The following is a 23411-nucleotide window of genomic DNA, read 5'->3' on the forward strand; positions in this document are numbered from 1 at the left end:
GTATTTCAGGTCTCTATCACAGAATATATAGCGGACGCGTGAAGCCACAAGGCGTGGATTTCGAGTTTCCGCTTTGGTCAGTCATCCTATCCCCTAGGGCCGGCGCATGGCATAGTGCGAACATTGACAACAGCAGGAGCTGCCGCAGTGGCAACACTCGAACAAATCCAGGCAAAACTGAAGAAGCTGCAAGCGCAAGCCGACGCTATTGTTGCAAAGCAATCGTCGGCCGTGCTCGAAACTATTCGCGGCTTGATGGAACAACACGGCTTAACGACGGCAGACATCGACGCGCATCTTGGACGCAAGAAGCGCGGACCAAAAGCTGGTTCCAAGGCCGCATCGAAGTCAGCTCAATCCGTGGCGAAATATCGAGACCCGAAAAGCGGTGCAACCTGGTCTGGCCACGGTCGTGCGCCGGGATGGATTGCGAACGTGAAAGACCGCACCAAATTCTTGGTCGACAGCAGCGTCACGAGCGTCACGCCACCCCTCGCGACTAAGGCAAAGACTACAGGTAATTACGTGCGCGGACTGCAGCCGGCCAAATACCGCGACCCAGAGTCCGGTGCGACTTGGAGCGAACGAGGTCGTGCGCCCGCGTGGTTGGCTTCAGCGAAGGACCGGAGCCGGTTCCAGATTGACGATACTGAGTCGGCTGCGACGGAAACTGGTTCTGTCAGCAAGGCAAGAAAGCCGAAGGCTGCGGCAAAGAGTAGCGCGACTGCGAAGAAACCGGCAAACAAGAGGAGGGCCGCAAACGAGGCTTCGCGGATTGATTCAGTCGCTGTACGGATTTGACTCTTCCTCGCGAGCGGCGTCATGTTCGTAATTTTGAACCAAGATTCGCATCGAATCCGCGAGACGATGGAAGCCGTCTGCTTCGGCTTGCGCCGCTTTTTCCCGATAACCAGCAGCAATTTCTCTTTCCGCAGCGCCGGCCGAGAACCCGTGGACGCCACGTTTGTTGTATAGGCCAGTAACTAGGCCCGAGCGCATTTCGTTGGCATCCTTAGCGTTGAGAGCTTCGGCAAGGCTCTTGTGAATCCATAGGCCGCCGGGGTCGGTCGGTGCATACGCCAAGGCTTGACCAATCCGGTTCATCGCAAAGCGTACGTGGCCCGTTTCATCGGTCTGTCGTTTCACTTCTGAAAGCCAGCTTGAGAATCGCTGCCCATCGAACTGCGCGCCGTCTTCTCCACCTGGAATGGTTCTCCATCCTCGTAGCAGTCGGCTCGCGTTTTGTGCAATGTTTTCGTCTTCGCTTGTCAACTCGACGCGTTTTTCCGGCTTGTCGGAGCGATACAATAACGCAATGAGTTGCGAGAAGAATCCGGCATCCGATGCGAGCCTGCGCTCTAGCGTCTTTGGGCCGTGACCACGGTGACGCTCAAGAAGTCGGAGATAGTTCCATTCAACCTTGAACAGTTCCTCTGAATCTGTCGGCAGATTTGCCTGTAACCAAAGAATGATTTCCTGTATCGCGTACTGGTCAATGCGGTCCTGTCCGACGGGGGAGCGCAATGCCTCGAGCAGGGCATTGAGGGCGAGTTCAGGTGCGAAGGTAGCCTTCTTGTGGACGAGACGAGCTATGCAAGAAACCGCGCCTAGCGCCCTGCCGTGAGAGAGCAAATCATGGACAGCTTCAACGAGGGCCGGCTCATCAAGCGGCCATGGATTAACTGATACCTCCTGCCAATATCGACCGACGTCATTGTGAAGGCTTCGCTCTGCGCGACGCCATGTCTCGGGCTCGAACGGCAACAGCTTCAGGAATGCGAGACGATGCTCCACAGACCACGCAGCATCCAACTGCGCATCGACCCACACCCATTGCTGGTCATTGTGTCGCGCGACGACGAATGCCGCGATGAGCGCAGAGAGCGGTTTGTCCGCTGCTTCGAGATATTCCGGCAACAGCGCCTCGTCCATTTCGGATGATGCAAGTTTGCCGAGCGCGAAACCCACTTTCCGAGGAGATTCAACTTCGCGGACAAAATCCAGTATGCCGGCGACGCCGCCTTCGTCCAGCAACTGCTTCACAATACGTTGACGCTCTTCCTCGAGTTTGTGGGCTTGAGCCTCAAAGTCATCTCCTTCATCGTACAGGTCAATGTCTGTCTCCGTGAACAGTCGCCGGTTGAGAAGCTGGGCAGACCTCGGTGCAAGCCCAATCGCCGCGGCTTCGATTTTCTGGACTGCGTCGGACTGCATCGCCCACTGCGCATCGGCGAACTTCCGATGCTTGTTTGCAATTGCAAGAAGAGCTTCCCATAGCGGCAAGCGACTAGCCTCCGGAGCTTCGGTCACCACTGGCGAATGGAGAAGGGCGAGCACGTCTGAATTCGCAGCGGCCGGTAAATCTGGCAGATACTCAACTAGTTCCACGAGCTTGGGCAAGTCTTTTGCGGCGACGCCGATAGCCAGTTCGGCATAGTTGAGAACCTGTTGCAGGTTGTCGGCGGGCGAAACGATGTCGTTCCATTCATCTGGAACATAGGGTCGCCAGGTGGGCCTATAGGTACCGGAAGTGTTGCCGAAAGTTGTCGGTAGAAGGCTGAGCAACAGCTTCCAACATACAGCAGGCCTTTCCTTCAAGATTGTTTCAACGGCAACCTTGCGCCGAGGTACTGACGCCGCCGTCTGAGGCAGCCACGGCAGAAAAATGCTGGTCAGCGAGTTCTTTGGCCGATTGACCCAGTTGCCGCCGGGGTCGATTTCGGAAAGGTCGCCAAGGATAGCTGTAACGCGCGTAAGATAGTCTGGATTCCACGCGAGACTTTCCAGCCCCCAGAGAACCCCGGTCATGTAGTTCCAGCCGCCGAACCCGTTGCTCTCCTGTTTGAACACGTCGAGGAATGGGCTCACCGATAGGTCGCGAAGTGCTTCTTCAATGGCCGCCATGAACGCGCCCGGTGCAGCTTCCGCGAGCATCGGTAACAGACTGTTCATGGAAGCCCATCGTTTCCACCCAACGCCGTTCAGAAGGTCGCGTACGGTGGCATAGGCCACGTTCTCTGCTTTACCGTGTGAACACGACGTCAAGGCGCCCGGTCGACTGCCGAGCAGAGCGAGAGACTCCGCAACACCTGACCGTAGCGCATCTGAATGCAGAAGGACCTTACCGTAGACCGCAGCTCGATAGTGCTCTTCCGTCGCCAGTTCGAATTTCGGGTCCACCTCGCTGAGCACGCGGACCGCCAGCGACTGGAACCGGTCGAGGTCGGCATCGGTGAGCCTTGGTCCCAATCCTGACCACGCCTCGCCGCGGGAAATCGTCCTCCACCGTTCGTTCCGCTGGATGAGAGGAGTGTCTGAACGCAGTGTCTCTGCGCGCGCAGTCTCGCACCAGTCCGCGTACGGCTGTGCCACCATCGTTTCGACGGCCTTCTGGTCATGCTCATTGTCGCCGACCCATGCCCCGAGCAGTTGGGCGTGTGCGAGTACGCGAGCCTTTTCCCAAGTGGCATATGGAGGAAATTGACCGACGCCACGGATGTAACGCTTGAGCGCCGAGAGACTCAAGCCACCAGCAGCACCCAACTCTCTCGCATGGTCAAAATCGAAGTTGGCATCGCGCAAAGTGCTGGAAAGAGTATGTGCCGACGGACTGCGCAATGGAACTAGGTCAGCAGACGCTCTCGCCCATGCTCCTGAAACCGGTACTACGACCGCATGCTTACCTTTTTGCGCAGCCATGTGTAGCTGCTCGTCACGCAGGATGTCCAGTTTCGGACTCGCCACGAGAACATGGGAACTCCGGAGGTTCGCGAACGAGGCCCATGCATCGGCATCGTGCACGAAAAGACAACGGCCGCATAGAAGCTGCCGTTCGACCGGTTCAAGCTTCTCCAAAAACGCCGCGACGAAATCCTCGGCATCGTTTTCGCTTTCGGTTGCAAGCACGAGTTTGCTGGACTCCCCATCGAAGAGGCGTCTGAGTTGAGTGACTGCCTTGTCGCGTCCGACCAGGAATATTTCCGCGGGGAGCGGTGGGTCACCGGCTCTCGAAACCTGTCGGAGGTTGTCCCAATGCTCCGCCGGCGTGGAGAATCCAGTCGAGGCCCTAACCAGTCCAATTTTCTTGAACAGCCACTTGCCGACTGCAGGGAACTCTCGCAGCCAATCCGCCAGACGTTGGCCATCAATGATGATGATTCGTTGCCAGCCGGATTGACTCCGCGCATCTCGCCACTTCGTTTGTGCAGGTTCGGACCAGCCACCTGTGCCCGCCGCGCGTGGCGTTACGAAAACGTAGCTGGCGTTCTGGCGTTCTTCGAGCGGCATGCTCTCGGTTCGCTTCTTGAAATCCGCGGTCGCTTTGCCCTGTGGGTCATCGCCCGTTCCGATTTCCCAGAAACTCTTGCCTGCTGGCATGTAGTGCTTGAAATTAGTGCCCGTTTCGATAAGGCCGTCCCAACCTGGCTGATTGACCGAGTCACCATACGGAATGCGACACTCGAGCAGGCTCGGCACCGATTCGTTGACGAGCAACCAAATCAGCTCGGGAATAGCCGCCTGGCTTTCGCGCATGTCAGCGAAATCCTCGAGGTCATTAGCGGTGACTATAAGCGTGTGTTCCATCGCGAAATCTGTTTGTTAGCGAAGTGTCGAGACGTCGGCAATTTGGCGCCCAACCGTTAGACTCGGTCGGTCAATTCGAGCAGCGGGTTGTTGAGATGCACGTGCTCCCTGAGCGCCATTCGGCTTGTATTCGACTATGACGGTTGAAAGGCCGGCGGCTTCGGAAGCCGCCGTGTGACCCGCTGCATCATCCCCCGCGCTTCTTCGCCATAACCGCCCTGATGTCCTTCTCGCTGACCTTGCCAGTCTTGTCGCGCATCTCTTTCAGAGTCGTACTCGGACCGAAGCCTGGGATTGGATTCGCCAGGTTCTTGTTCATCGTGTTGCCGTGCTTCAGGTCAATCTTCCCATCTTTGTCACGATGGCGACCATCGAGTCCTGGTTGCTTCATGGGGGCGCTCCTTGTGGTTTGTAACATGAGAATTCCTCTACAACACCTCCGGGCGTGACTTCGTGCGAAGCAACGCGTACGAGCTGCAGACAAAGCTAACAAGCAATCCAGATTCAAGCTCACACGGCCCCATCGCGCTTGCGGTGTGTCGGCATCATCCGTCTATGCCGCCTTCTGCGCCTCAACGACGCAATCCGCCGCCAGCTTGTAGGCCTCTCCTCGTAGCACCACTCCTAACAAGTCGACACATGCTTGCGAATACTTGTTTGTGCTGCTCGATTTCCCCGTCCGCATCGTGATGTGGTACGTGTTGTCGGAGGCCTTCAGGTCAAAGCCCGTCTGCTCCTCCACTAGCTCTATAAGCCGATGCGCAGGATTCCAGCCGTTATAGCCGAGCTGCTCGGCGACCTCCGTCAGCGTGAACGGAAAATGCAGGTTTACCTTCGCCGGGTCCCCGATTGCCGTAATGCCGAGCAACGTCGCGACTCCTTCGCCCTCCTGCAGCTTGTGTTCGAGCGTCTGGAAGTCGATTTCCACCTTCTTGGTTGGCACGTCCTTGCGAACCAGGTCAATCGTGCGCGCGAGCAGTGACCGCAGCAGCTTCATGTTCACCTGTTCAAGTGCGCCACCGCTGCTGAATGCCTCGTAGACCCATTCGAACGACGCCGCCGAGATGCTCTTAATCCGAATCTCACGGTTTTCGCCGACCGCGAGCACCCTATCTCGGGCGGGGAACGAGTTCTCGTCAATCGCAGGGTTCCATTCGAGAATGTAGATGTTCGGGATGAGCGCGAAATTCGCGCGAATCATCCGGTCAACGTCGTAGAGCACGCTGCGGATGTTGGGGTCGTTCGCGCCGTAGCCGATGAACAGCAGCGGATGCTCTGCGAAGTAGGTCAGCAGCTTCGCGCTCAGGTACTTCTTGTCCGTTTCGAAGGCCTCGTAGTCCTCGTGCGTCAGTACGAGTGAAAGCGGGTCCGCGACAGAGCCGTGAATCTTGAAGATTTCACCGATGGAGAGATACGGTTGTTTCAGAATGGTCTGGCCGACGACCGTCTCGTACTGAGGAAAAAGCGGCTCCAGCAACTCGTCGTAGTTCGTCGTTACGATAGCGTGTGGGTTAATCGCCTGCAGCGCCTTGAGTTCCGTCTTCAGGTCCGCGTGCACCGGCTTAAGATTGTGAAGCATCGCGGCCGTCGCCTGCTTCAGGAACACCTCCGACGGAAACGCCTCGTCGAAATATTCCGGCGGGAAGTTCGCGCGCCCTTCGTCCCACGCCCACTCTCGATATGCCTCCGCGAACATGCTCGCGATACGCGGCTGGTCTTGGAATTTCTGCTTGTAATAAGCGTAAGGATGGTCGACCTTGGGGCAATTCTCTGCGAGTTTCTTCAGGAGCTCGTCCCAGTTCGGCGCGTCAGCGTACCGCCGCGAAAACCCAGACCCAATAAACAGAATCGGTTGGCAACCCGCGAGCTTCAGCACGTTCGCGATGTCTGCCCTCACTTCTTCCTGGTACTGCGCGTAATCCATCGGCATGATGGTCTCTCAGAATGAGACGCGCTTTGCGCGCGCTTCTCTTTTCGTTTGTGGAGGCGACAAAGTGGCGCCTTGCCACGCGGCACCGCGCAAACTCGCGACCCAGTACGCGAGCTACACCGACGACACTCGCAGCGTTTTCGTCAGGCGCACGGCCTGACTCCAAAATGTCGTACCGTCAGAAAGAAATCAAAACATACGGTAGATTTGCCTAATTCGCAATCAGAAATCTGGTAGCAATTGCCGCTCGCTCTCACGCCGCACACATCCGTCTGCGTTCGGCGCTGTAAGGAACTCGCAAGCACGGTCATTGTCGACGACATCCGTTTCACATTTCGGCATCACTTGACCACCACGCAACGCCTTAGCAGTCTCACTGCACACTGAAACGAGGGACTGATGGAGAAGAACCTGCTCTATAAGTACGTCAACGTTTCCACGCTGAAGCGGATACTTGGAGGGTCCATCCGCCTGACCCAACCTGGGGCATTCAATGACCCATTCGAGCTGCTGCCGGAAATAATCGTTCGGACTGACCAAACGGAAGAACAAATCAGCTTTTCGTTCGACATTCTCTCCCCTCGACGCGAAGCCCCGCTCGACGCTGTCGTCCAGGTGCCGGACGGACACGTGGCCAGCGATTTCACGTCCCGAAATATCCTGGACCAGCTCAATCAACAGGTCGGCATTCTCTGCCTGTCGAAATCCCCAAACTCAATCTTGATGTGGTCGCACTATGCCGACCAGTATCAAGGCGCCGTCATCGCCTTCGATGCCGACCACGATTTCTTCACCGGTCAAATACCGGTCGAGTACGTAGAGGAGCGACCGAAAAAACACATCGATTCCTATAAAGCTGCGCCTGTACCATTGTCCGAGCTTTGCGCCAAATCCGTCGAGTGGCAGTACGAGCAGGAGATTCGCATTATTCGTGCTCTACATGACTGCAATAAAACGGAGATTCTCGACGCAAGAGGTTTCCCCGTGTTCGCCGCAGAGGTGCCTCAAGAAGCCATCCATTTTGTCTCGATGGGGGAGCGGACACCAGTGCCGCAGCAGAAGGAGATTTTTCAACTGCTACACAAGACGAAAATCGGTTTGACTTTGTCGGCCGTCGACAACGCTGGCTACGGATTCCGCCAAGAGATTATTCTGTACGCAGGCGACTTCCGGAACCCAACAATCTCTCCACGAACGGCACACATATTCGTCGGCACGAACTCCCCATTTGCGGAGATGGCGCAATGGATGATTGAGAACCATCCGACCAGCAAGTTCGTGAACAAGACCGTGTAGCCGAGCAAACAGGCTGAAGCGGCGCCACGCTAGAGATGCAGCCTTTGACCATGCATGATTCAATGGACACGGCCTATTCTGAATTGTGCCGACCACAGTGCGAAATATTTGCGTCTTAGAAGCGTCATCATCCTCAACCGATACGAGTTTGCGCTATTTCCCACAAACGTTGAAACTTCTTTTGACGAGTTACCTTCGGCTGCTTCTTCTTGATTTCAGTTAAACAATCCAACAGCTCATTTGTTGGATAGGGAACGTCGGGTATGAATTGCAACAGGAACTCAAGAGCAATGTCGGCGAACTTTGTGCACAAGCCTGACTCGTGAAGCTCTTTTACGATTAGATAAATGTCAGGAAAATGTCGAAGAAACGGCTTCGACTCCCTCACCCATGTTGGAAACTGCTCGTCTGTACGCACACAAAATAGTGCGATGGCTCTGGCTTCGTCAACAGAGCGGCTGTTTGTAGACTTTGGCCAAGGGGCAGGATAGACCCGTCTGACGCGATGAACCAGATAGTCGTCAAGGTTTTCCTTTCGCTGCACGATTGCCTGCGAAAGTGTATCCGCCGCATGTGCTAGACCGGACGGTGGCAGTAGATTGAGCGCTTTACTGAGAGCCTTTGCCTCTTGCACGTCGGCCACTTCCATCGTTGTCCATACCAAAAGAGAAGCAAATTGCTGTTGGTGCTTCCCTAACTGGTGGTAGTGCTCAGCGGCGGCCGCAAACGACGAGGACATCTCACGGAACAGTTGCTCGTCGATGCGTGGAACCCAGAGATACCCCTCCCAGCAGCTTGCGGCCATTTCGCTTGACAGCTCCCAATCGAACCGCGGCAACAGCGACGTACGTGTCCAAGCTGGGTCAGCGGCATACAATGAAAAGAGGTTGGTGGCGGCAAGGACAATTCCGGGTCGATACGAGTCGAACTCAGCAGAGCATATCCTTTGCAGAAGGCTGCGATATGGCTCATCAAGACCCTGACCAGCCTGCGGCTTGGTTGAATACCAATTCTGAATGACGGCCTCGACCGTTCGGCCAATTGGATGATTGATTGCTTGGCCTACCACGTCGTCGGTCTCGTCGAGTGGAAGTTCTGTTATTGCATCGATGACGCGTCGACAAATATCGATAAAGTTCCAGGTGTCGGAGGCCGTCTGCGCATGTTGTCGCAGCCACCAAGGCAGAGATTGCGCTGTTTCGACAAAGAAGCTGTCCGGCGCCGCGGCAATATCTTTGCCGAAAGCGGATAGGGTGATGACCGGCGCAGTGCTTTGTTCAGGAATGTTCAGCGCGTCTCTCCATGCGCTTCCCGGCCAGTGCCCGATTAGAATGAGTTGCTTTAACGCAAGCCGAGCAAGTTCGGGCTCTTCGGCACAAATCCCCGACCAGTCGTCAGCCGCAAAAAAATCATCCTTTCGCTCCGTGAGTGCGCGAGCAAGCTCGTGTACCTCGCGGGGCAATTTTGAGACAGTCCTCCAGTCCCCGAACCCAGAACTCATCCAACTCCGAAACTCTAGGCGTTCGCTGGATTCCTGAAGCCACTCGGGATGAGTGTTGTCAAGTTTGTCAAGCAGCAAAGAGTATGCCTTCGGTAGCTTCGCTCCAGATTCACGCCACTTGGTCAACCGTATCCAACCCGTCCGGTCGCGGATGTATTTCCAGTCGACCCTCGAAAGACCCGCGCGGTACATTTTTCGAGGTGGACCCTTCACAATTCGTTTTAGTAACAGCGCTGCGTCCCTCCCTTTGAGCTTCGGCGCAACTCGAAGCAGGAGTTGTATCGCCTCGTGCTTGCAATTTTCCGACCAAAGGGACTCGTTCTCCAGAAGAAGCGCGAGAGCAGTATCCGTTGGGACGATTTCACTTATAGCAGCACAGTACATGGCTAGGCGCCTGAACAGGAGGCAATCAATCGAACGCCACCGTTCGAATTCGCTCAAGGCCAAGGCTTTGTTGGCCGCGACAGTGGCATTCCACGCATCTCGACACAATTCGATAAGAGCTGTCCATGCGTTGAAACGTTTATTTTGGTCGTGCGAAGCGATTGACGGCTGGTGCCAAACCGATAAATCTTCATCGCGCGTGGCTCCGCCAAGGAGCGCCATCAGGTCGACGCAAAGCTTGAGCAATTGCGTAAACGTCGGAAGACAATCGACAAGCAGCGACGGCCAATCAGCTCTCGCTTTGAGTCGGTCCAGAACGTCGTGTGGATGACCGCCTTTCAGCCCTAAATCCCAATCGACGACATCGCGCACCTGTGCATCAGGCCCCGGCGATGAAGTGTCAGTGCCTCCTTCGCCAAGACGAAGGGGTTGACGAAAGCTGACGCGAGGCTGCAGCAAATCAAAAAGCTCCAGCTTTGATGTCGTGCCAATGACAGCGGCCGGCAATCGAAACGCCCAATCTTGAAACCCGGATGAATTGTCCCGCGTCTTTGCGTAGCCACTAGAGATTACTTCCCAAATTTGCTGATAAGCGTCACCGAGTTTTCGCTCCCCCAACGCCTGTTGAATGAAATACGCGAATCGCTGATGCAGTCGCCCGCCGCTCTCGGCAACCCAAAGAATTGTTTGAGGTTTGTCGAGGTGCCTGCAGAGCCACTTGGCGAGCCAAAACGAGACCTCGTCAAGACCTAGGTGTGTGTCGCCATGCGTGACTAGGTGTGTCCACCGGGCGTAATCTGGCGAACTTGGATGACTGAGCAAACTGAACGTTAGGTCACGCCCTTCGCTTGAGCGAGACTGGGGTATTTGATTGGCCATTATGCCGAAGGCCGGAAGGTCGTCTCTACGGAATCGTCGCTCCGTGAATACTGCCAACCATTCAATGGCCGGTGCCGGCTCTGCCGTCGCAAATGCCTTAGCGATTTCCCCAGAGGGTTCATTCAATGCCCAGAGGAGCCGGTCGGCGCTTCCAGATTCGTCGAGTTTGTCAGGACTCAATCTTCCCTCGCGCAAAGCGACGCCTCTGCGTCCTTGAAGTCCGTCCCGATAAGTTGCTGCCCAGCTCCGAATAGTGTCATGTAGAGCGGCATGACCATCGGCATCCTCGTAAACGATGGGCGTTACTCCTTTCGCCTTCCAACTCTCCCGCACATGCTCTTCTGAGCCAGATGTGGCACCAGCGAACGAAAATACTTCAATGGGATTCTCGCCAAGCAGTTCGTCGGCCGATAGCGCGTCAAGCATGTATCGGAGTACCGGGTCGTCTGCGCTATAACCCGTGAAGCAAACCGTGTATTTCGCGAAGAGCTCGCTCACGAAACGGCTCGCCCAACGCTCCGTAAGGTACGCCAACCCGAAGTCGCCGCTCGTCAGGACAAGTCGATTCAGGTTTTCCTGTGACGGGGTTTCATCCATCAATCCGTGTAGGTATACAACGCCGTCCCACCGACTACGCTTCGGTGTGGGTAAGTGAGGCGCCGAAATGTGACCGACCTTGTTGTCCACCTTGACAAACAATCGGTCGAAGTTCGTCGTGACCAGACGCGTCCTGTCATCTCTGTCCCGCGCCAGCGCGAGCAGAGCACGATGAGTATCTAGCGCACGCCGCTTACGCAGGTTCGGTTTCAATATGTCGGGAAGGTGAGCGCGAAGCGTTTGTCGGCCACCTGCGAGGTCTTTTTCGAGCAAGGTCAGCACTGCATCAAACCGCTTGTCCTGATAGGCGACCGCCTCTGGCCCCTTTCGAGTCCGGTGTAGCCGCTCGTAGAGCTGGTCAACGAGCCATGTGAAGCTTTGGAGGCCCGCTGGATATGAAATGCCAGCGCCACAAAAGAACACCACCTTTCCCTCTTCGTGAGTTCGAATTAGCCGCTCAGGAACGTCTGGCCCATTTTGTATGAATCGCATTAGCGTTGTCCCTACAAGTTACGTCCTTTTTAGCGACGGAACCGTCGCAGAGGATGACGTTCATGGTGGTATCGTCATGCCCGCATGACCTAGCTATCTAGTATCCAGAAAGTCCTTGAAACTTAGTTCGCCGGTGACTAACTTGTTCTTCATCTGTTGCGCGTCCTCCGCAGAAGGAAGGCTCTCGACCGAGATGGTGCAATCTATCTCCAAGCGTGCGAGCAATGTATTTATCTGCGAGATGATGTGGCTTCGAAAGACGCGCTTAGCTTGTTCTGCAGTTGCGCTTCGATACAAGTTGTAGAACTCCGTCGTTCGCTCGGTTGACCAGTCACGGCAATCCCATCCCCACGCGTGTGTGACTTTATAGCGGAAGATATTGTTGGACCTCGCATATTCGTTAATGTCAAAGTTGCGCGGATTGTTTCCGTTGCGGACATCGAACGACAAGAAAGGCGGTCCTAAGTTGTTAAATTTTTTCAGATTGGATAGCAAGCACCGGTAGCCGCGTCTACCACCCAGGTCGCGGGGGACATCGATGTGCCACAACGCCGAAAGCGGGACCCAGCGTAGCGCGTTGCTTTGCCAAAATCTCCGGTCCTCTGGAGCAAGATATTGGACTGCGATACCGATGAGCCGGAAGAGCCTCTTTGTTGTGACCGCATGAAAGAATGTTGTCCCATCATCTCGCGGGATGAGTTCGAACTGCGCGCGCCCCTCCCATGCGATTCTCTTGGCGAGGGTATCGACAGCATTGCCCAGTTTTTCTTCGAGATTGGACCCCGCATGGTCAGAGAGGTCATCCAGCACTTGCAGCGCTTTTTGCTGTTCAGTGTCCGTTCCCTTTAGTCGGACCGAAAAGCTCTTTCTCCGACCATGTCGGAAAGGCATCGGATGCGAAATGTCCTCCACGAACATGAAGACGTTCTGGAGGATTGCTTCTTCAGACTGGCGCAAACTCGGAAGGAACTTGGCGAGGCGGGGCGGCCATTTGGGTTGTGGTTTTCTGAATGTCATTTCCCTTCGTCCTTGCCTGAAGGAGCATCAGTATCGTAGTGTTGGTCGCCAAGCTTATCTGAGAGGCCGCTTCGCTTCCAATGCTCCTGCAGATTTCCCGCGCCCGCTTTAGAGCTTAGGTAAAGTGCGACAAAAATATCGATGCCGTCATAGTCGAGCGAATGAAGACTTGATGCCATGGCTTGGACCAAGCGGCTCGGATGTACCACCTCCGTCTCGTTGACCATATACCACCTATCATCAGTCACTGGTTTGCGAGGGAGTTGCGCGAGTTTCTCTTCGGTGCGTCGCTGCCACCTCGTTCTCAAGATGTCGCGAGGTTTGGCTCCAAGACCAGATTCCACGAAGTTAACTAGCGCTACAAGGGCTGCGGTCTTCCCGCCGTCAGCGAGATATCTGTCCCATGCTGAGCGCACAATGGTCCATAAGCCCTTGTGCTCGTAAAGTTCAGACAGCAGCAGTGCGTAACCACTAACATCCATCAGGTCCAATACGGCAGCGGACGCGATTCTGAGATTTTGGGTTACCAGCCAGTCGGGCCCATCGTTTGATTGCATTTTGGCAAACTGCGTGAGGCACCCCACAAAATAGCGCGTAAAAATGTCCTGCAGCAGGTCGGTGTCTTCACCAATCAATGCTTCGAGCACAGCCTCGCCAGAGACGTGTAGAAATTGCCCGGCATAGTCTGGATACGTCGGCGGTCGCTCCAAGGCACTGAGCCGTGTCTGGAGACCTGCCATAGCCTTGAGGAGCGTAATCTTCATTGAACCCAACGCTGTCCGCGTCGACTCAGCATTGAACTTTGCCCAAGGGAGTTCCTTCATCTTGCGGTCATCGCTCATCTCTGACCATGCGCGTTCCCAAACAGTGACCTGCTCGCTGAGCTTGTGCCAGTATTCCCACTGCCGACTGAGTGTTGCCGCTGTCATCCAGCGTAGCTCTGCCGCCGAGAACGTCTCCCTCAGCTTCGCGTATGCGTCAGGAAGTTTGTCGGTCAGGACGGCAATGTTTTCGACAAATTGCTTAGCCTCAGGCTGCATTGCGAGTTCGGCCCGATACCAAGTCGGCGAAACTTCGTTCCCCTCTACTGCCCGCTCGAACGCTAGTCTTGGTGCCAGATATTCAATTTGACTCAACACATAGTCTTCGAAGCCCGCTCGGTAGTAGGTGCTCGGAATTGACCAGTCAATGGCGTCTATGCGAGCAATGATGTCTGTGCGTCGGAACGATACATATCGCTGCCGCAATGCAATACTTAAGGCGATGGGTATCGCGGCCAAGCTCTCCGCGAGCGCAACCTTTTGAACTGATTCGGCTTGCGCTACTTCTGGAGATTGCTTGATTGCACCGGTAGTCCGAGAACAGGTTTGGTCGAAGAGAGCGAATGCGGCGTCAGCCCGCCCGTGCGCCGCTAAGTTCGTAGCGTAGTTTTCGATGTGTTGGAGCGCTGCGAGGGCGTTCTCCCATTGTGCGTTACGAACGTTGACGGCAAGGCAGTCCAGCAGAACGGGCACCAGGCGCTCTTCAAGCCAGTTACGATTGACCTCGGTCTGCGGCTCAATGGTCGTGCCAGTCTCGGTGGCGATGGAGAGCCTCATATCGTCGGTTCGATACCATTCCCTGTGGCGATAGATTTGTGGATACCACCGGCTACCGGTTGGAATAAGCGCTTTTTTTGTCGTATAAAAAATGAGAAACCGCGTGGTGCGCTTTGACACCTCGAGCAGCGGTGTTCCTGTGAGGTGTTGTTCTTGGAGCAACAGGTCGCGCAGCGTCTCCAATACCGTTACCGACTTTTCAGCTTGCTTGTACGCGTGATGCTGGAATGACTCGTCCCGCCACTTGAGCTTCGCCACGGTCACTGAAGCCATCCGACGCTCCAGTTGCTCGAAGATGTGCGACGAGAACTCCGTTGGGTCGAAGAGATGGAAGACCCGTTGGCCGAGTTTCACGAATGCGAAGACGCCGACCCCGGCGGCGAAAGTAATGAGAGGAGGCGCAATGTAAATGCGGTCAAAATGCGACAGCCTCAAACAGATGAGAACGAGGCATAGGTAGGTTAGCAAAGACAGAAAGCGCATGTAGACGACGCCAAATCTGTCTTGGGCGAGCAGGTCACGTAGGTTGCTCGGCACCTTTGCATACATGGCGCTACCGACCGTTGCAATCGCTGCATAGTAAAGGCCGATGAACACACCGCCAATGCTGCTGATTGCAGCCAGGAAGGTGACATAGTCGGAATCGTCGGGCACCGAGAACCCATGCTTCGAGAAGAACTGACAGAGGCGAGGATTGCTGAGTTGAAGAATTGCCGCAACGACGATGGCCAAAAACCAAGGTCTGGCAGTTACTCGGACGATACCGACGAGAGAGAGACTGGATGTTCCGGCGTCTTTGAGTGATTGATTCGCTCGGTAAAGCCTAGACGTAAGCAGAAACTCGGCCTTTGCGATAGACCGACGAGCGTTCCAAAATGCTCGGTATTGGGCGAACCTAAGGAATAGATATGACTTCATGACCCCTTTCTATGCTGGGTCCGCCTCAAGCGGACCGTCGTCATTCTTGTTCGTATCGTGCTAACTATGGTGCACGCGGCGGACGTGTCAAGCCCCGCCTTCAGTGCTGCGCATTTGACTCCGAACGCGCCTGACCTGTAATACCAAGCGCACGGCGACATTGGTCGGCTTTGGTCCGGAAAGAATCCTTCAAATTTTCGACAGTAGTGGAATCGGTGTCCCTTCCGCGCAATCGCTCATCGCCCCTGTTGGTAAGTGATACACCAATGGACGCACCGACCGAACTCATGGCGCTTGAAGACATGTTGTGGGGCGTCGTTTGCAATCGGTCATTGCTATCGACATTGGTCGCCCGCACGCTCTACCCATTGCGGTACCACGTTCATCGAACTATTCGGCCGACCCTTCGGAATCGAACGGTACAGCTTGCCCTAACCTATCCGACAGCCGCGAACCGAGTTCGGGGTGCAGTCGAACCACCTTCGCAATTTTGCCACGCGTGCTTGCCACCGAAGGCACGTCCGCCTGAGTCCCGGACATCAACGCCTCTTTGACCTGATGCACCTGTGCTCTGATTCGGCGGCGCTCATCCTTTGGCAATGCCGGGCGAACATTCACTACAAGGCTATTGACTGTTACGCGATGGTTCCGCCGAAGCACCTTGTGCTTCGAGCGCTTTATCGAGTATCCGTATCCCTGAAAACAGGCTATTGCAATCCGATTGATGTCGGTCAGTTCTTTCTGGGACGCGTCGGTGACCTTCGAGATAGTTATGTCGTCGACGAGACGGGAGTATCGCCACCCACGCATTTCAAGCGTCTCAACCAGACAGTGTTCACGCTGCCAGAACACAAGATTGGCAAGGTAACTGCTAGTTCTCGCGCCCTGCGGGAGGTAACCGTCCTTGGTCGTCAACCGCGTGAGCACCTCCGCAACTGGAGGCGCGAACCGGAAAAAATCCCTCCAGATGTCTTGGACAAATTCGGCTCGCGTACTGGGAAAGAAGTCCGCAATGTCCAAGGTGACGGCGACACATGCGCCGGCGTGAATCTCGGCGTTGCGTACGTAGTCTCTCGGATACGCCTTGTCGCGAATGCTTCCCTGAAGGTACAGCGGAAACAGAACCTTATGAAAAAACAACTGGTTAATCCGGCCTTGAACTTCCTTAAGTTGCTTATGCGCGTCCCATGTTACCCGCTCAGTCCCGTCTTTTTTCGCGATTGGCTTTCTGCGGTACATATTCCCGGCATTCACAGCCAAGCGATTCAACTGACGCTCGGCTAAGCCAAGCGCCAACGCCAGCGTCCTCACGTCCTTAATCGGCGCAAAGTTATATGAGGGCTTGTTCGGGCGGCTGCTCATTTAGCAGTTGGAGAGCTGCGAAAGATAGCTTTTCCTGCAGGTCGACGGGCAAGCCGGAAAGCTCAGTCTGGTCTGCGGCGAGGAAAAATAGGATGCCGGACGGGATTGCCAACGCTTCCGAGATTCGCTGAATGATGGAGAGGGTTGGGTCCTTCCGCTTGTTCTGCTCGAGCAGCGATAAATACGAAATCGAAATTTCGGCCTTTTCAGCAAGCTGCGCTTGATTGTATCCACGCTGCTTGCGGCAGAGTGCGATGGCGCGGCCTAGGTTCATCTCATGGTCCTTTGGAAAAGGTGGTTTGCTGTGTCACCGGGAGTTGAAGAAAAGGTGAGCGAGAGTGGCGAGATTAGTCACGATGCTGAGCGCTTGGGCAAGCATGGCTAATGCCCGCTGGCTCACGCGATGTGGTACCTCGACTTCGTCTGCCCTTTCTTGCAGGCAGTCCTCCATTTCTTTGACGACAGCCTTCAACTCTTCACTGACACTGGTGCCTAACTCTTGGTGCTTTTCCTGATGAAGCGCCTTGAGCGCATCGATGCAGGTTTTCAATTGGTCGTACTTCATTGGAGTGTTCTCCGAAAACGGGCACATGCCCAGCTTCCACAAGCAAATAGCCGAACGGAGAGAGTTAGACACCACAAACCACATCCCAACAAAACAGCTTCCTTCAGTGCATTGCAAAACCGCGCAACGCTTACATCGCGGCAAAGGCGCTCATGCGATTAGCAGCATGCGAATCCCTACCTAACCAGCCAGCCAGCCAGCCGTAATGACCACGCCATTCGCACTCACGAACCGCGACGAGTGCATCGCGTCCACGGTTTCGGGGATGCAGTGCAGCCAGTACGGCGCGCTTCGGCGGTGACGTGGGAATTGCCCGCTATGCGGGTACCTCGTTCCAACGAACGAAGCAGCACTACCACGCTACTACTTGGGGGAGCGATGAAGTCGACCTGTTAAAGAGCACCGAGGGGCGATACGCCCCTCCACAACAAAGAATACATCAAAAACGTACAGCAGTGGTTTTTTTTTGACTACGAGTCAAATTGCGACTTCCTGAGTCGTTGCGCTGCCCGGTCGGGTCCACCACCAGACGCTAAGTAAAAGCTGGGTAACAAGCGCGTCGGTGCCGCTTGGCATAGCTATCAGGCAACGTCATCGGGCTGCCGGCGAGACTTCGCGTGCTCGCGAATACTCGGTTCCCCCGAGCACGCCAAGCACTCATCGACAAACGTGGTTAAAATTGAACAAGGTGCCAGCCAGAGCTTCGAGCGGCTCAAAAAAGGCGACATGTTTCCATGTTCAATCCCCGCGATAATCGTGCAGCTCCGCACGCGCAGGGGTCGGAATCGCTCGAGACCCCGCGCTGTATTCGGAGCACACGATATGACACAGCTCTCCGCTATTGTCTTTGCCGTTCGTCGCGCGCTTGCTGCTCAAGGCATGTCCCTCTCGACCGGCCATGCCCAGCAGCTTGCTGCCGCTGCGCTCGGGCACAACAATCTCGCTTCCTACCAGGCGTCCAATGACGATGCCGGGCTGGCGCTTGCGTCGGTCATCGTCTTCGACTCAGGGCGGCTTCACGACCGTGCCACCGAGCTCGGGTACAACGGCAGCGCGTTTGCGCAGGCGCTCTCCGCTGTGCTGGAGGCACGCTTTCCGACGGCGCGCATCTACTCAGACCACGAAGACTGGCTGACCGACGTCCAGAGGCACTTCGAACTCGCAATAATCAACAATGGACATGTCGAGTCCGAAGTGGCAATGACCAACGGCACGTTCCCGCGGATTGATATTGAGTTGCCGTGGTGGGAGACGCTCGATGAGTACGATGGCGACGACCTGAGCACGGAAATCGAAGGTCTGGTCACGGTTGACCAGGGTGATGGCCGCGCGTATTACGGCCATGAGATTGACGTGCGCGCCACGCTAACGGTGGAACGCTTCGGTCGGCGCCTCTTCGGTGACTACCGTCTTGAGGTGGAGAAGGCAGGTCTACGATGGCTAGGCGAGCCGAACCCATCCTTCTGACCGCAACTGCCTGCCTCTGCTGCACATCTGGCCGGGGCGGCATTTGGTGCCCCCATCCCGTGGCGGTCGGAAATCGATACGCCCAGCAGGTCAAGAAAGATGATGCTGAACGCGCGATGCCGGAAGCGGTGGCCCTCTGTGCAAGTCAATCTTAGAGCCTCACCGGTCTCGAAGAGGAAGCGTTAGGAAGATGTGTCGCCGCCTCTTAGTGCGGCATTCGAGGGAAATTCGGGGAATAGAACTGTGAAAACACTGAGACTAGTCTTGCTGGTTTTCGGCTTCGCGAGTATTGCCGCAAACGCGATGACGTTCACTGCACCCAAGCACAACCCCGCCGACGTCATTACGTGGATAGACCAACACGGAGACACCACACGAATCTACGCGGACGGTGAGATAACCACCTCCAGCGCCAGCGAGTTGGAACAGTTTGTTCGCGCGAATCACATCGAGAGCGGCATGGTCTTGTTCAACTCCCCTGGCGGCTCGCTAATGGGCGGCGTGGCGGTGGGCAACACCATCAGAAAGCTCGGATTCGACACCGGCATCGCTACGTACGCTGGCGGGGGGATGGTGGCGAGCGGCATCTGCGCGAGTGCGTGCGCGTACGCGTTTGCCGGCGGCCTCGGCCGATATTATTCGAGCGGTAACACAAGACTCGGCATTCACCAGTTCTACTCGCAGGGCAATGACATAGGCAACGGCACGAGCCAGGAAGTCAGCGGCATGCTGGTCGCCTATCTTTAACGAATGGGCGTCGATGCGTTGGCATTCTCTGCCTCAGCATCGGTTCAGCCCAATGACATTCTCTGGCTGAGCGCAGCGGAAGCCAGTAGGCTTCACTTCTCAAATAGCGGTATCGAGCAAACGACGGCAGAGTTGAACCAGGTCAAAGGTTCGACGTACCTCCGCGTCGAGCAGAAATACACGAGCTATACCGCTCGTTTCATCTTCAGTTGTGCTCGCGACGGCCGGCTGCTATTGATGGGCGGCATCGTCACCACCCCCAAGATGCGAAGCAGAAGTATGACTGGGCGACGCAGTCCTTCTTCACTTTCGACGAGCAGACGATTCAAACTAAGCTTCAAACTAAGCGAAAAGGCAGCGCGAACGATGGCCTTGCCCCGAACGACTCAACTATCTGGGTAACGCGCTTTCTCGCGCCCGCGGAGGTCCAGAAACTGTTGACGTCGAAGACCATAACGACTTGGGTCGCAGCGGACGGAGCAGTCGGGAGCACAGGCGCTGTGGATATCAGTGGAGTTCGCGACAAAATCCGGGATTTTGTCGCGAACTGCAGTTTCTATCCGCGAGTGGGCCAATATTCGCGCATTGCGAACCGACGCCCTTCACGGCGTTGACGATAGCATCAGGCTGTTGCCACGGAAACGCGTCACCTCTTGCCGGAAAGAGCTGCATGTCCGAAGTTTTCTGGGAAGGTTGTGGAGGTTCCAGTCTGCCGGTTCGCCTCCGGGCATTTTTCGGGCAAATCTGCTGCAGGAACTGAAGCACGCCTATACCGGGACGAAGAAGCGTTCCGTGAAGGTTCCCGCCCTGCGATTGCCCTCAAAACGCGGGGTCGAGGGCCCAGATTTTTTGCCAATTACACTGAGCACAGTAGAAGCGTTCCGCGCCATGTCCAGCAAGGGGTCGAGGGAATTGTGACCCCCGGCACGGAACGCAACTAAGAGAGGCCGCGGAACGCTTTCATTTGGTGCGAACAAATGGACCGGCGGTCGTCCTGCTGCTGACTCCACCGTCACCGACTCCGCCAGATTCCGCGTTTTGTCCACATTTGACTGCAGGGTTTAAAGCTATTGATGCAAAAAGACCCATAGGTTTCTCACCTTAACTCTTCTGTCAGAGAGCGAGTAGGTTACATCTCCGGCTCACTTATATTTCACATGCTTGGGCCGAAATCGAGCACCAAGCATTATTAAGCAATGACTCCAATGGAGTGACCGGAGTCGTGGCCACCTACGACCCATCCGGCTTTTTGTTCTCCGCGAACCACGCGATGCTGTCCGTATACATCTGCAGCACCGCGGGGTCGTTCTCCACTTTCAACCTGTCATTTAGGAAGCTCAGCGTTTTCTGTTTGTCACCAGAGAACTGATAAGCGAGCCACATTGCATCCAGCCCGTGTTGCCTGTCATGCATTTTGGTGAATGTGACTGCTAGCGGCGCCCACACGCTCGTCCGTCGAGGATTTATCGTGAGTGCAACTGTCGCGGCACCGACCGACTGCACAAAGTCGCCGGCAACGGAATATGCATAGGCCAAGTTGCTTTGGACCTCTTCATCGCTTGGGTCCGCCGCCGCAGCCGATGAGAACAATTGGACCGCTCCATTCGCATTGTTTGCGTTCAACGCTGCTAACCCTTCGACATTGAGCTTTCTCGCTGCGCTGCGGTCGCCCCGCAATGGCCTCGGTAACGAACTCATGTTTGTTGCTGCGGCCATCGCTGCCACAAGATTTTCCGAGTGAGCAGCAGTTAGCATTTGGACGACGCAAGCACCAGCGGTCGCGCACGTCTCGGTTTGCATCGGGGAGTCCGGCGTTTGTGACACTGGGGCGGTGTTCCCCGAGCCGGGCGTCGCTGCCTCGCCAGGTTGCGTGAAACTCGGCGGGTCGTCCTTCCGGACCATGACATATTTGCTCTTAACGAACTGATAGACGTGGTCGGCAACGTAGGTCTTTTGCTCGGGAATCGAGTACGAATAGCTAACTTTCACGTCATAGTGGTGAGGGTCCTTTCCTTTGAGGAACGTGGCCTGCGCCGAGACCACCTCCTGGTCTGATGCCCCTGTGTCGTAATCGCTAATCACCCTTTCGAATTTTCCGCCGGTACCCGCGCGCACAAAGATATCGGTAGATGACGTCTCATATCCCTGATGCGAGTCATCTCCTGAAACGACGAGTGCGAAACTATCATCGCCTGCGGCAACCCAGTCGAATCTGTCGCCCACCAGGCCCATCGCGCCCATGGATGCTACAAATGGCGACGTCGACTCGATTTTCCAGTCGCTCCCGTTCTTCACAAACGTTGCCACGCCAAGAAGGCCCGTACAGGCATGGCAGCCACCATCTTCCGAAACAGCATTGGTGACGAAAAGCTTCTTCTGTTTCCCGTCCTCGGTGAAATCAAAAGTTGCCATCGCCGTCACATTCACGGAGCCACCTGAAGTTAGATTCAGGTTTTGTGCCCATGGAAGGTCTGCCGGAACAGACACATCTGACCACGTTGCGGACTTTTTCTGCTCATCGTAGGGGCCATAAAGCAATTCAAGGGCGGCAGGAGCACTGAAATCTCCATGGATTGCTCGCGATGCCATGGCAACCGTGCACGCAGAAGTCATCAGCTCGCTCATACCAGGCTCTGACTTCGCCACCACAGGCATTTCATTGCCGGGATATTCCTGAACCGCGGTGCCGTCACTGCGGTATTGAGTGCCCGCGAGCCGCCGGGTGGTATCGCGGCAATTCGTTAGCGCATCGAAACGGGCGTACCCGCCCGGAATGGTCTTCAGCGTATGAATTAAATAGCCCCCATCTACTCGCTTGATGTCGTCGCTGTTAAACCAGAGCTGCGCTGCATCACCCGACTGGCCAACTTGCGTGTAGCCTGGGTATTGCTGCGTCGATGTCGATATTGACGACGTTGACGAATCCTTTTCACACGCAGCAACGAGTAAACAGGTAGAAATCGCAGTGAAAAGCGTCAGCCAGAGGCTCGACAATCGTAGTTTCGCCGGCATCACGCTGACTCCAACGGGCGTTCTTCCTTGGCGTGGGCCAGCGGGCCGGACCGTATCGGGACTCGCGTATTTCGTTCGATTGCAAGCAGGACCAGTACTAAACTGAAGAGCGCAATCAAGAGCAGGCCTGCGCCGAACCCAGCCGCTGCAAACTTTAGAGTTTCCCATTTGCGAGCGCGCGCAGCAGTCGCTTCGTCGTAACGCTCTGCTTTAGTCTTCATATAGGCGTTGATTGCCTCAACCACGTCAACTTTGCCGGATTCCGCCGCGGTCACGACTGCACCGAGCTCATCAATGTATGCTTGTCGTTCATCTTCAGGCACTGCATCCAAATGACTTTTCAGAATCTGGGCGTTATCTCCGGACATGTACTTCTGCAGAGAGAATGGAATACGAAATCCATAAAGTGGACTGTTTTGCGGCGCTTTGTCCGTAGGCGGCTGCGCACCCTGCGGCTGTCGCGGTGAATCCGCCGGTGGCTCGACGGGTCTTATCTGATTGATAATTTCTTCTGGAGAGATTTGCGTCCGAACTTGTGTATTCCAGACAGAGGCACCGTAAATGGCGATGCCAACGATGGCTAGCAAGAAGACGCTGACGCACACTAGAGCTACTGCGCGGGTGATGTTGAAAAGAGCCTTGCGCTCAATGGTTTCGACGACACTCATTACTGCCCCCGGAAGTTGATAATTGGTTTTATTGAAATTTTGGCCGAATCATACTACCCATATTCTTTTGAAACCATCCGGCCTGTTCGCGCAGTTAGTCGGACTCTATCCGCGTACACGAATATATGATGTCTCAGAGAAGTCAGAACCGCAAGCCTGAAATGGCGAGCGGAAGCCGACGATGCATTTTCCAGAGCCCGGTACGATTCGTCGCCGGAAATTTCACGAAAGTCTAACAATTGCCACGGCTCGCCGATGCCGCATACCGTTATGATTCGACAGCCGTCGGTCCATGTAATCACGCAATAGCAGCAGGCACGCGGTCCATCTCTCATGCCATGTGCTGTCGGAGGGCCTCAGGCCAAAACCTGCCCGCTCGGCCTCTTCGATTGTC

The 23411-nt window shown here is 55.6% G+C and carries 15 protein-coding genes; 4 read left to right on the forward strand and 11 right to left on the reverse strand.

The window, feature by feature from the left end; translation table 11 throughout:
• Positions 1-147 precede the first annotated feature (147 nt).
• Positions 148-801, forward strand: a complete 654-nt coding sequence (locus P3T17_RS23030; protein WP_429409040.1) for an H-NS family nucleoid-associated regulatory protein — start codon at positions 148-150, stop codon at positions 799-801.
• Here the strand turns inward: P3T17_RS23030 and P3T17_RS23035 are convergent.
• From P3T17_RS23035 to P3T17_RS23045, 3 genes are all read right to left on the reverse strand, one after another.
• Complete coding sequence (locus P3T17_RS23035) at positions 781-4584, reverse strand: hypothetical protein (protein ID WP_429409041.1); 3804 nt, start codon at positions 4582-4584, stop codon at positions 781-783. The genes P3T17_RS23030 and P3T17_RS23035 overlap by 21 nt on opposite strands.
• A gap of 187 nt (positions 4585-4771) precedes the next feature.
• Positions 4772-4975 (reverse strand): hypothetical protein, encoded by a 204-nt coding sequence (locus P3T17_RS23040; protein ID WP_429409042.1) that lies wholly within the window; start codon positions 4973-4975, stop codon positions 4772-4774.
• Between the two features lie 162 nt (positions 4976-5137).
• Complete coding sequence (locus P3T17_RS23045; RefSeq protein ID WP_429409043.1) at positions 5138-6460, reverse strand: SIR2 family protein; 1323 nt, start codon at positions 6458-6460, stop codon at positions 5138-5140.
• Positions 6461-6913: 453 nt separating this feature from the next.
• On the opposite strand from P3T17_RS23045, the gene P3T17_RS23050 reads away from it, so the two are divergent.
• On the forward strand, positions 6914-7810 hold the full coding sequence (locus P3T17_RS23050) for a DUF2971 domain-containing protein (protein WP_429409044.1): 897 nt from the start codon (positions 6914-6916) through the stop codon (positions 7808-7810).
• Between the two features lie 133 nt (positions 7811-7943).
• Here P3T17_RS23050 and P3T17_RS23055 read toward each other — a convergent pair whose 3' ends face one another.
• The 6 genes from P3T17_RS23055 to P3T17_RS23080 all read right to left on the reverse strand — a co-directional run bounded on the left by P3T17_RS23055 (position 7944) and on the right by P3T17_RS23080 (position 17123).
• Positions 7944-11663, reverse strand: a complete 3720-nt coding sequence (locus P3T17_RS23055) for an SIR2 family protein (RefSeq protein WP_429409045.1) — start codon at positions 11661-11663, stop codon at positions 7944-7946.
• A gap of 93 nt (positions 11664-11756) precedes the next feature.
• The gene (locus P3T17_RS23060; protein WP_429409046.1) at positions 11757-12680 is read right to left on the reverse strand and encodes a hypothetical protein; all 924 of its coding nucleotides are present in this window, start codon (positions 12678-12680) and stop codon (positions 11757-11759) included.
• Positions 12677-15010: a hypothetical protein gene (locus P3T17_RS23065; RefSeq protein WP_429409047.1), complete on the reverse strand. Its 2334-nt coding sequence runs from the start codon at positions 15008-15010 to the stop codon at positions 12677-12679. The genes P3T17_RS23060 and P3T17_RS23065 overlap by 4 nt, the downstream gene beginning before the upstream one ends.
• Positions 15011-15586: 576 nt before the next feature.
• Positions 15587-16558 carry a reverse transcriptase family protein gene (locus P3T17_RS23070; protein ID WP_429409048.1) on the reverse strand — a complete coding sequence of 324 codons (972 nt, stop codon included), beginning with the start codon at positions 16556-16558 and terminating at the stop codon, positions 15587-15589.
• Positions 16527-16832 carry a helix-turn-helix domain-containing protein gene (locus P3T17_RS23075; protein WP_074262788.1) on the reverse strand — a complete coding sequence of 102 codons (306 nt, stop codon included), beginning with the start codon at positions 16830-16832 and terminating at the stop codon, positions 16527-16529. The genes P3T17_RS23070 and P3T17_RS23075 overlap by 32 nt, the downstream gene beginning before the upstream one ends.
• Positions 16833-16865: 33 nt before the next feature.
• Positions 16866-17123: a hypothetical protein gene (locus tag P3T17_RS23080; RefSeq protein ID WP_429409049.1), complete on the reverse strand. Its 258-nt coding sequence runs from the start codon at positions 17121-17123 to the stop codon at positions 16866-16868.
• Positions 17124-17945: 822 nt separating this feature from the next.
• On the opposite strand from P3T17_RS23080, the gene P3T17_RS23085 reads away from it, so the two are divergent.
• Both P3T17_RS23085 and P3T17_RS23090 read left to right on the forward strand, forming a co-directional pair.
• Positions 17946-18590, forward strand: coding sequence for a hypothetical protein (locus tag P3T17_RS23085; RefSeq protein ID WP_429409050.1), 645 nt, complete (start codon positions 17946-17948; stop codon positions 18588-18590).
• A 243-nt stretch (positions 18591-18833) separates the two neighbouring features.
• Positions 18834-19337, forward strand: a complete 504-nt coding sequence (locus P3T17_RS23090; protein ID WP_429409051.1) for a hypothetical protein — start codon at positions 18834-18836, stop codon at positions 19335-19337.
• A 1230-nt stretch (positions 19338-20567) separates the two neighbouring features.
• Here P3T17_RS23090 and P3T17_RS23095 read toward each other — a convergent pair.
• Together P3T17_RS23095 and P3T17_RS23100 are read right to left on the reverse strand one after the other, a co-directional pair.
• Entirely contained in the window at positions 20568-22349 is a 1782-nt protein-coding gene (locus tag P3T17_RS23095) for a tetratricopeptide repeat protein (protein ID WP_429409052.1), read from the reverse strand.
• Positions 22349-23017, reverse strand: coding sequence for a hypothetical protein (locus P3T17_RS23100; RefSeq protein WP_429409053.1), 669 nt, complete (start codon positions 23015-23017; stop codon positions 22349-22351). The genes P3T17_RS23095 and P3T17_RS23100 overlap by 1 nt, the downstream gene beginning before the upstream one ends.
• Positions 23018-23411: the final 394 nt, after the last annotated feature.

The sequence above is a fragment of the Paraburkholderia sp. GAS82 genome (assembly GCF_050436285.1).
Taxonomy (GTDB): Bacteria; Pseudomonadota; Gammaproteobacteria; order Burkholderiales; family Burkholderiaceae; genus Paraburkholderia; species Paraburkholderia phenazinium_B.

Excerpts from the sequence above, each read along its gene's own strand:
- P3T17_RS23055 (WP_429409045.1), bottom strand. The coding sequence starts at position 11,663 with ATGCGATTCATACAAAATGGGCCAGACGTTCCTGAGCGGCTAATTCGA.
- P3T17_RS23080 (WP_429409049.1), bottom strand. The coding sequence starts at position 17,123 with ATGAAGTACGACCAATTGAAAACCTGCATCGATGCGCTCAAGGCGCTT.
- P3T17_RS23035 (WP_429409041.1), bottom strand. The coding sequence starts at position 4,584 with ATGGAACACACGCTTATAGTCACCGCTAATGACCTCGAGGATTTCGCT.
- P3T17_RS23070 (WP_429409048.1), bottom strand. The coding sequence starts at position 16,558 with ATGAGCAGCCGCCCGAACAAGCCCTCATATAACTTTGCGCCGATTAAG.
- P3T17_RS23050 (WP_429409044.1), top strand. The coding sequence starts at position 6,914 with ATGGAGAAGAACCTGCTCTATAAGTACGTCAACGTTTCCACGCTGAAG.
- P3T17_RS23040 (WP_429409042.1), bottom strand. The coding sequence starts at position 4,975 with ATGAAGCAACCAGGACTCGATGGTCGCCATCGTGACAAAGATGGGAAG.
- P3T17_RS23095 (WP_429409052.1), bottom strand. The coding sequence starts at position 22,349 with ATGCCGGCGAAACTACGATTGTCGAGCCTCTGGCTGACGCTTTTCACT.
- P3T17_RS23060 (WP_429409046.1), bottom strand. The coding sequence starts at position 12,680 with ATGACATTCAGAAAACCACAACCCAAATGGCCGCCCCGCCTCGCCAAG.
- P3T17_RS23100 (WP_429409053.1), bottom strand. The coding sequence starts at position 23,017 with ATGAGTGTCGTCGAAACCATTGAGCGCAAGGCTCTTTTCAACATCACC.
- P3T17_RS23085 (WP_429409050.1), top strand. The coding sequence starts at position 17,946 with ATGACACAGCTCTCCGCTATTGTCTTTGCCGTTCGTCGCGCGCTTGCT.
- P3T17_RS23075 (WP_074262788.1), bottom strand. The coding sequence starts at position 16,832 with ATGAACCTAGGCCGCGCCATCGCACTCTGCCGCAAGCAGCGTGGATAC.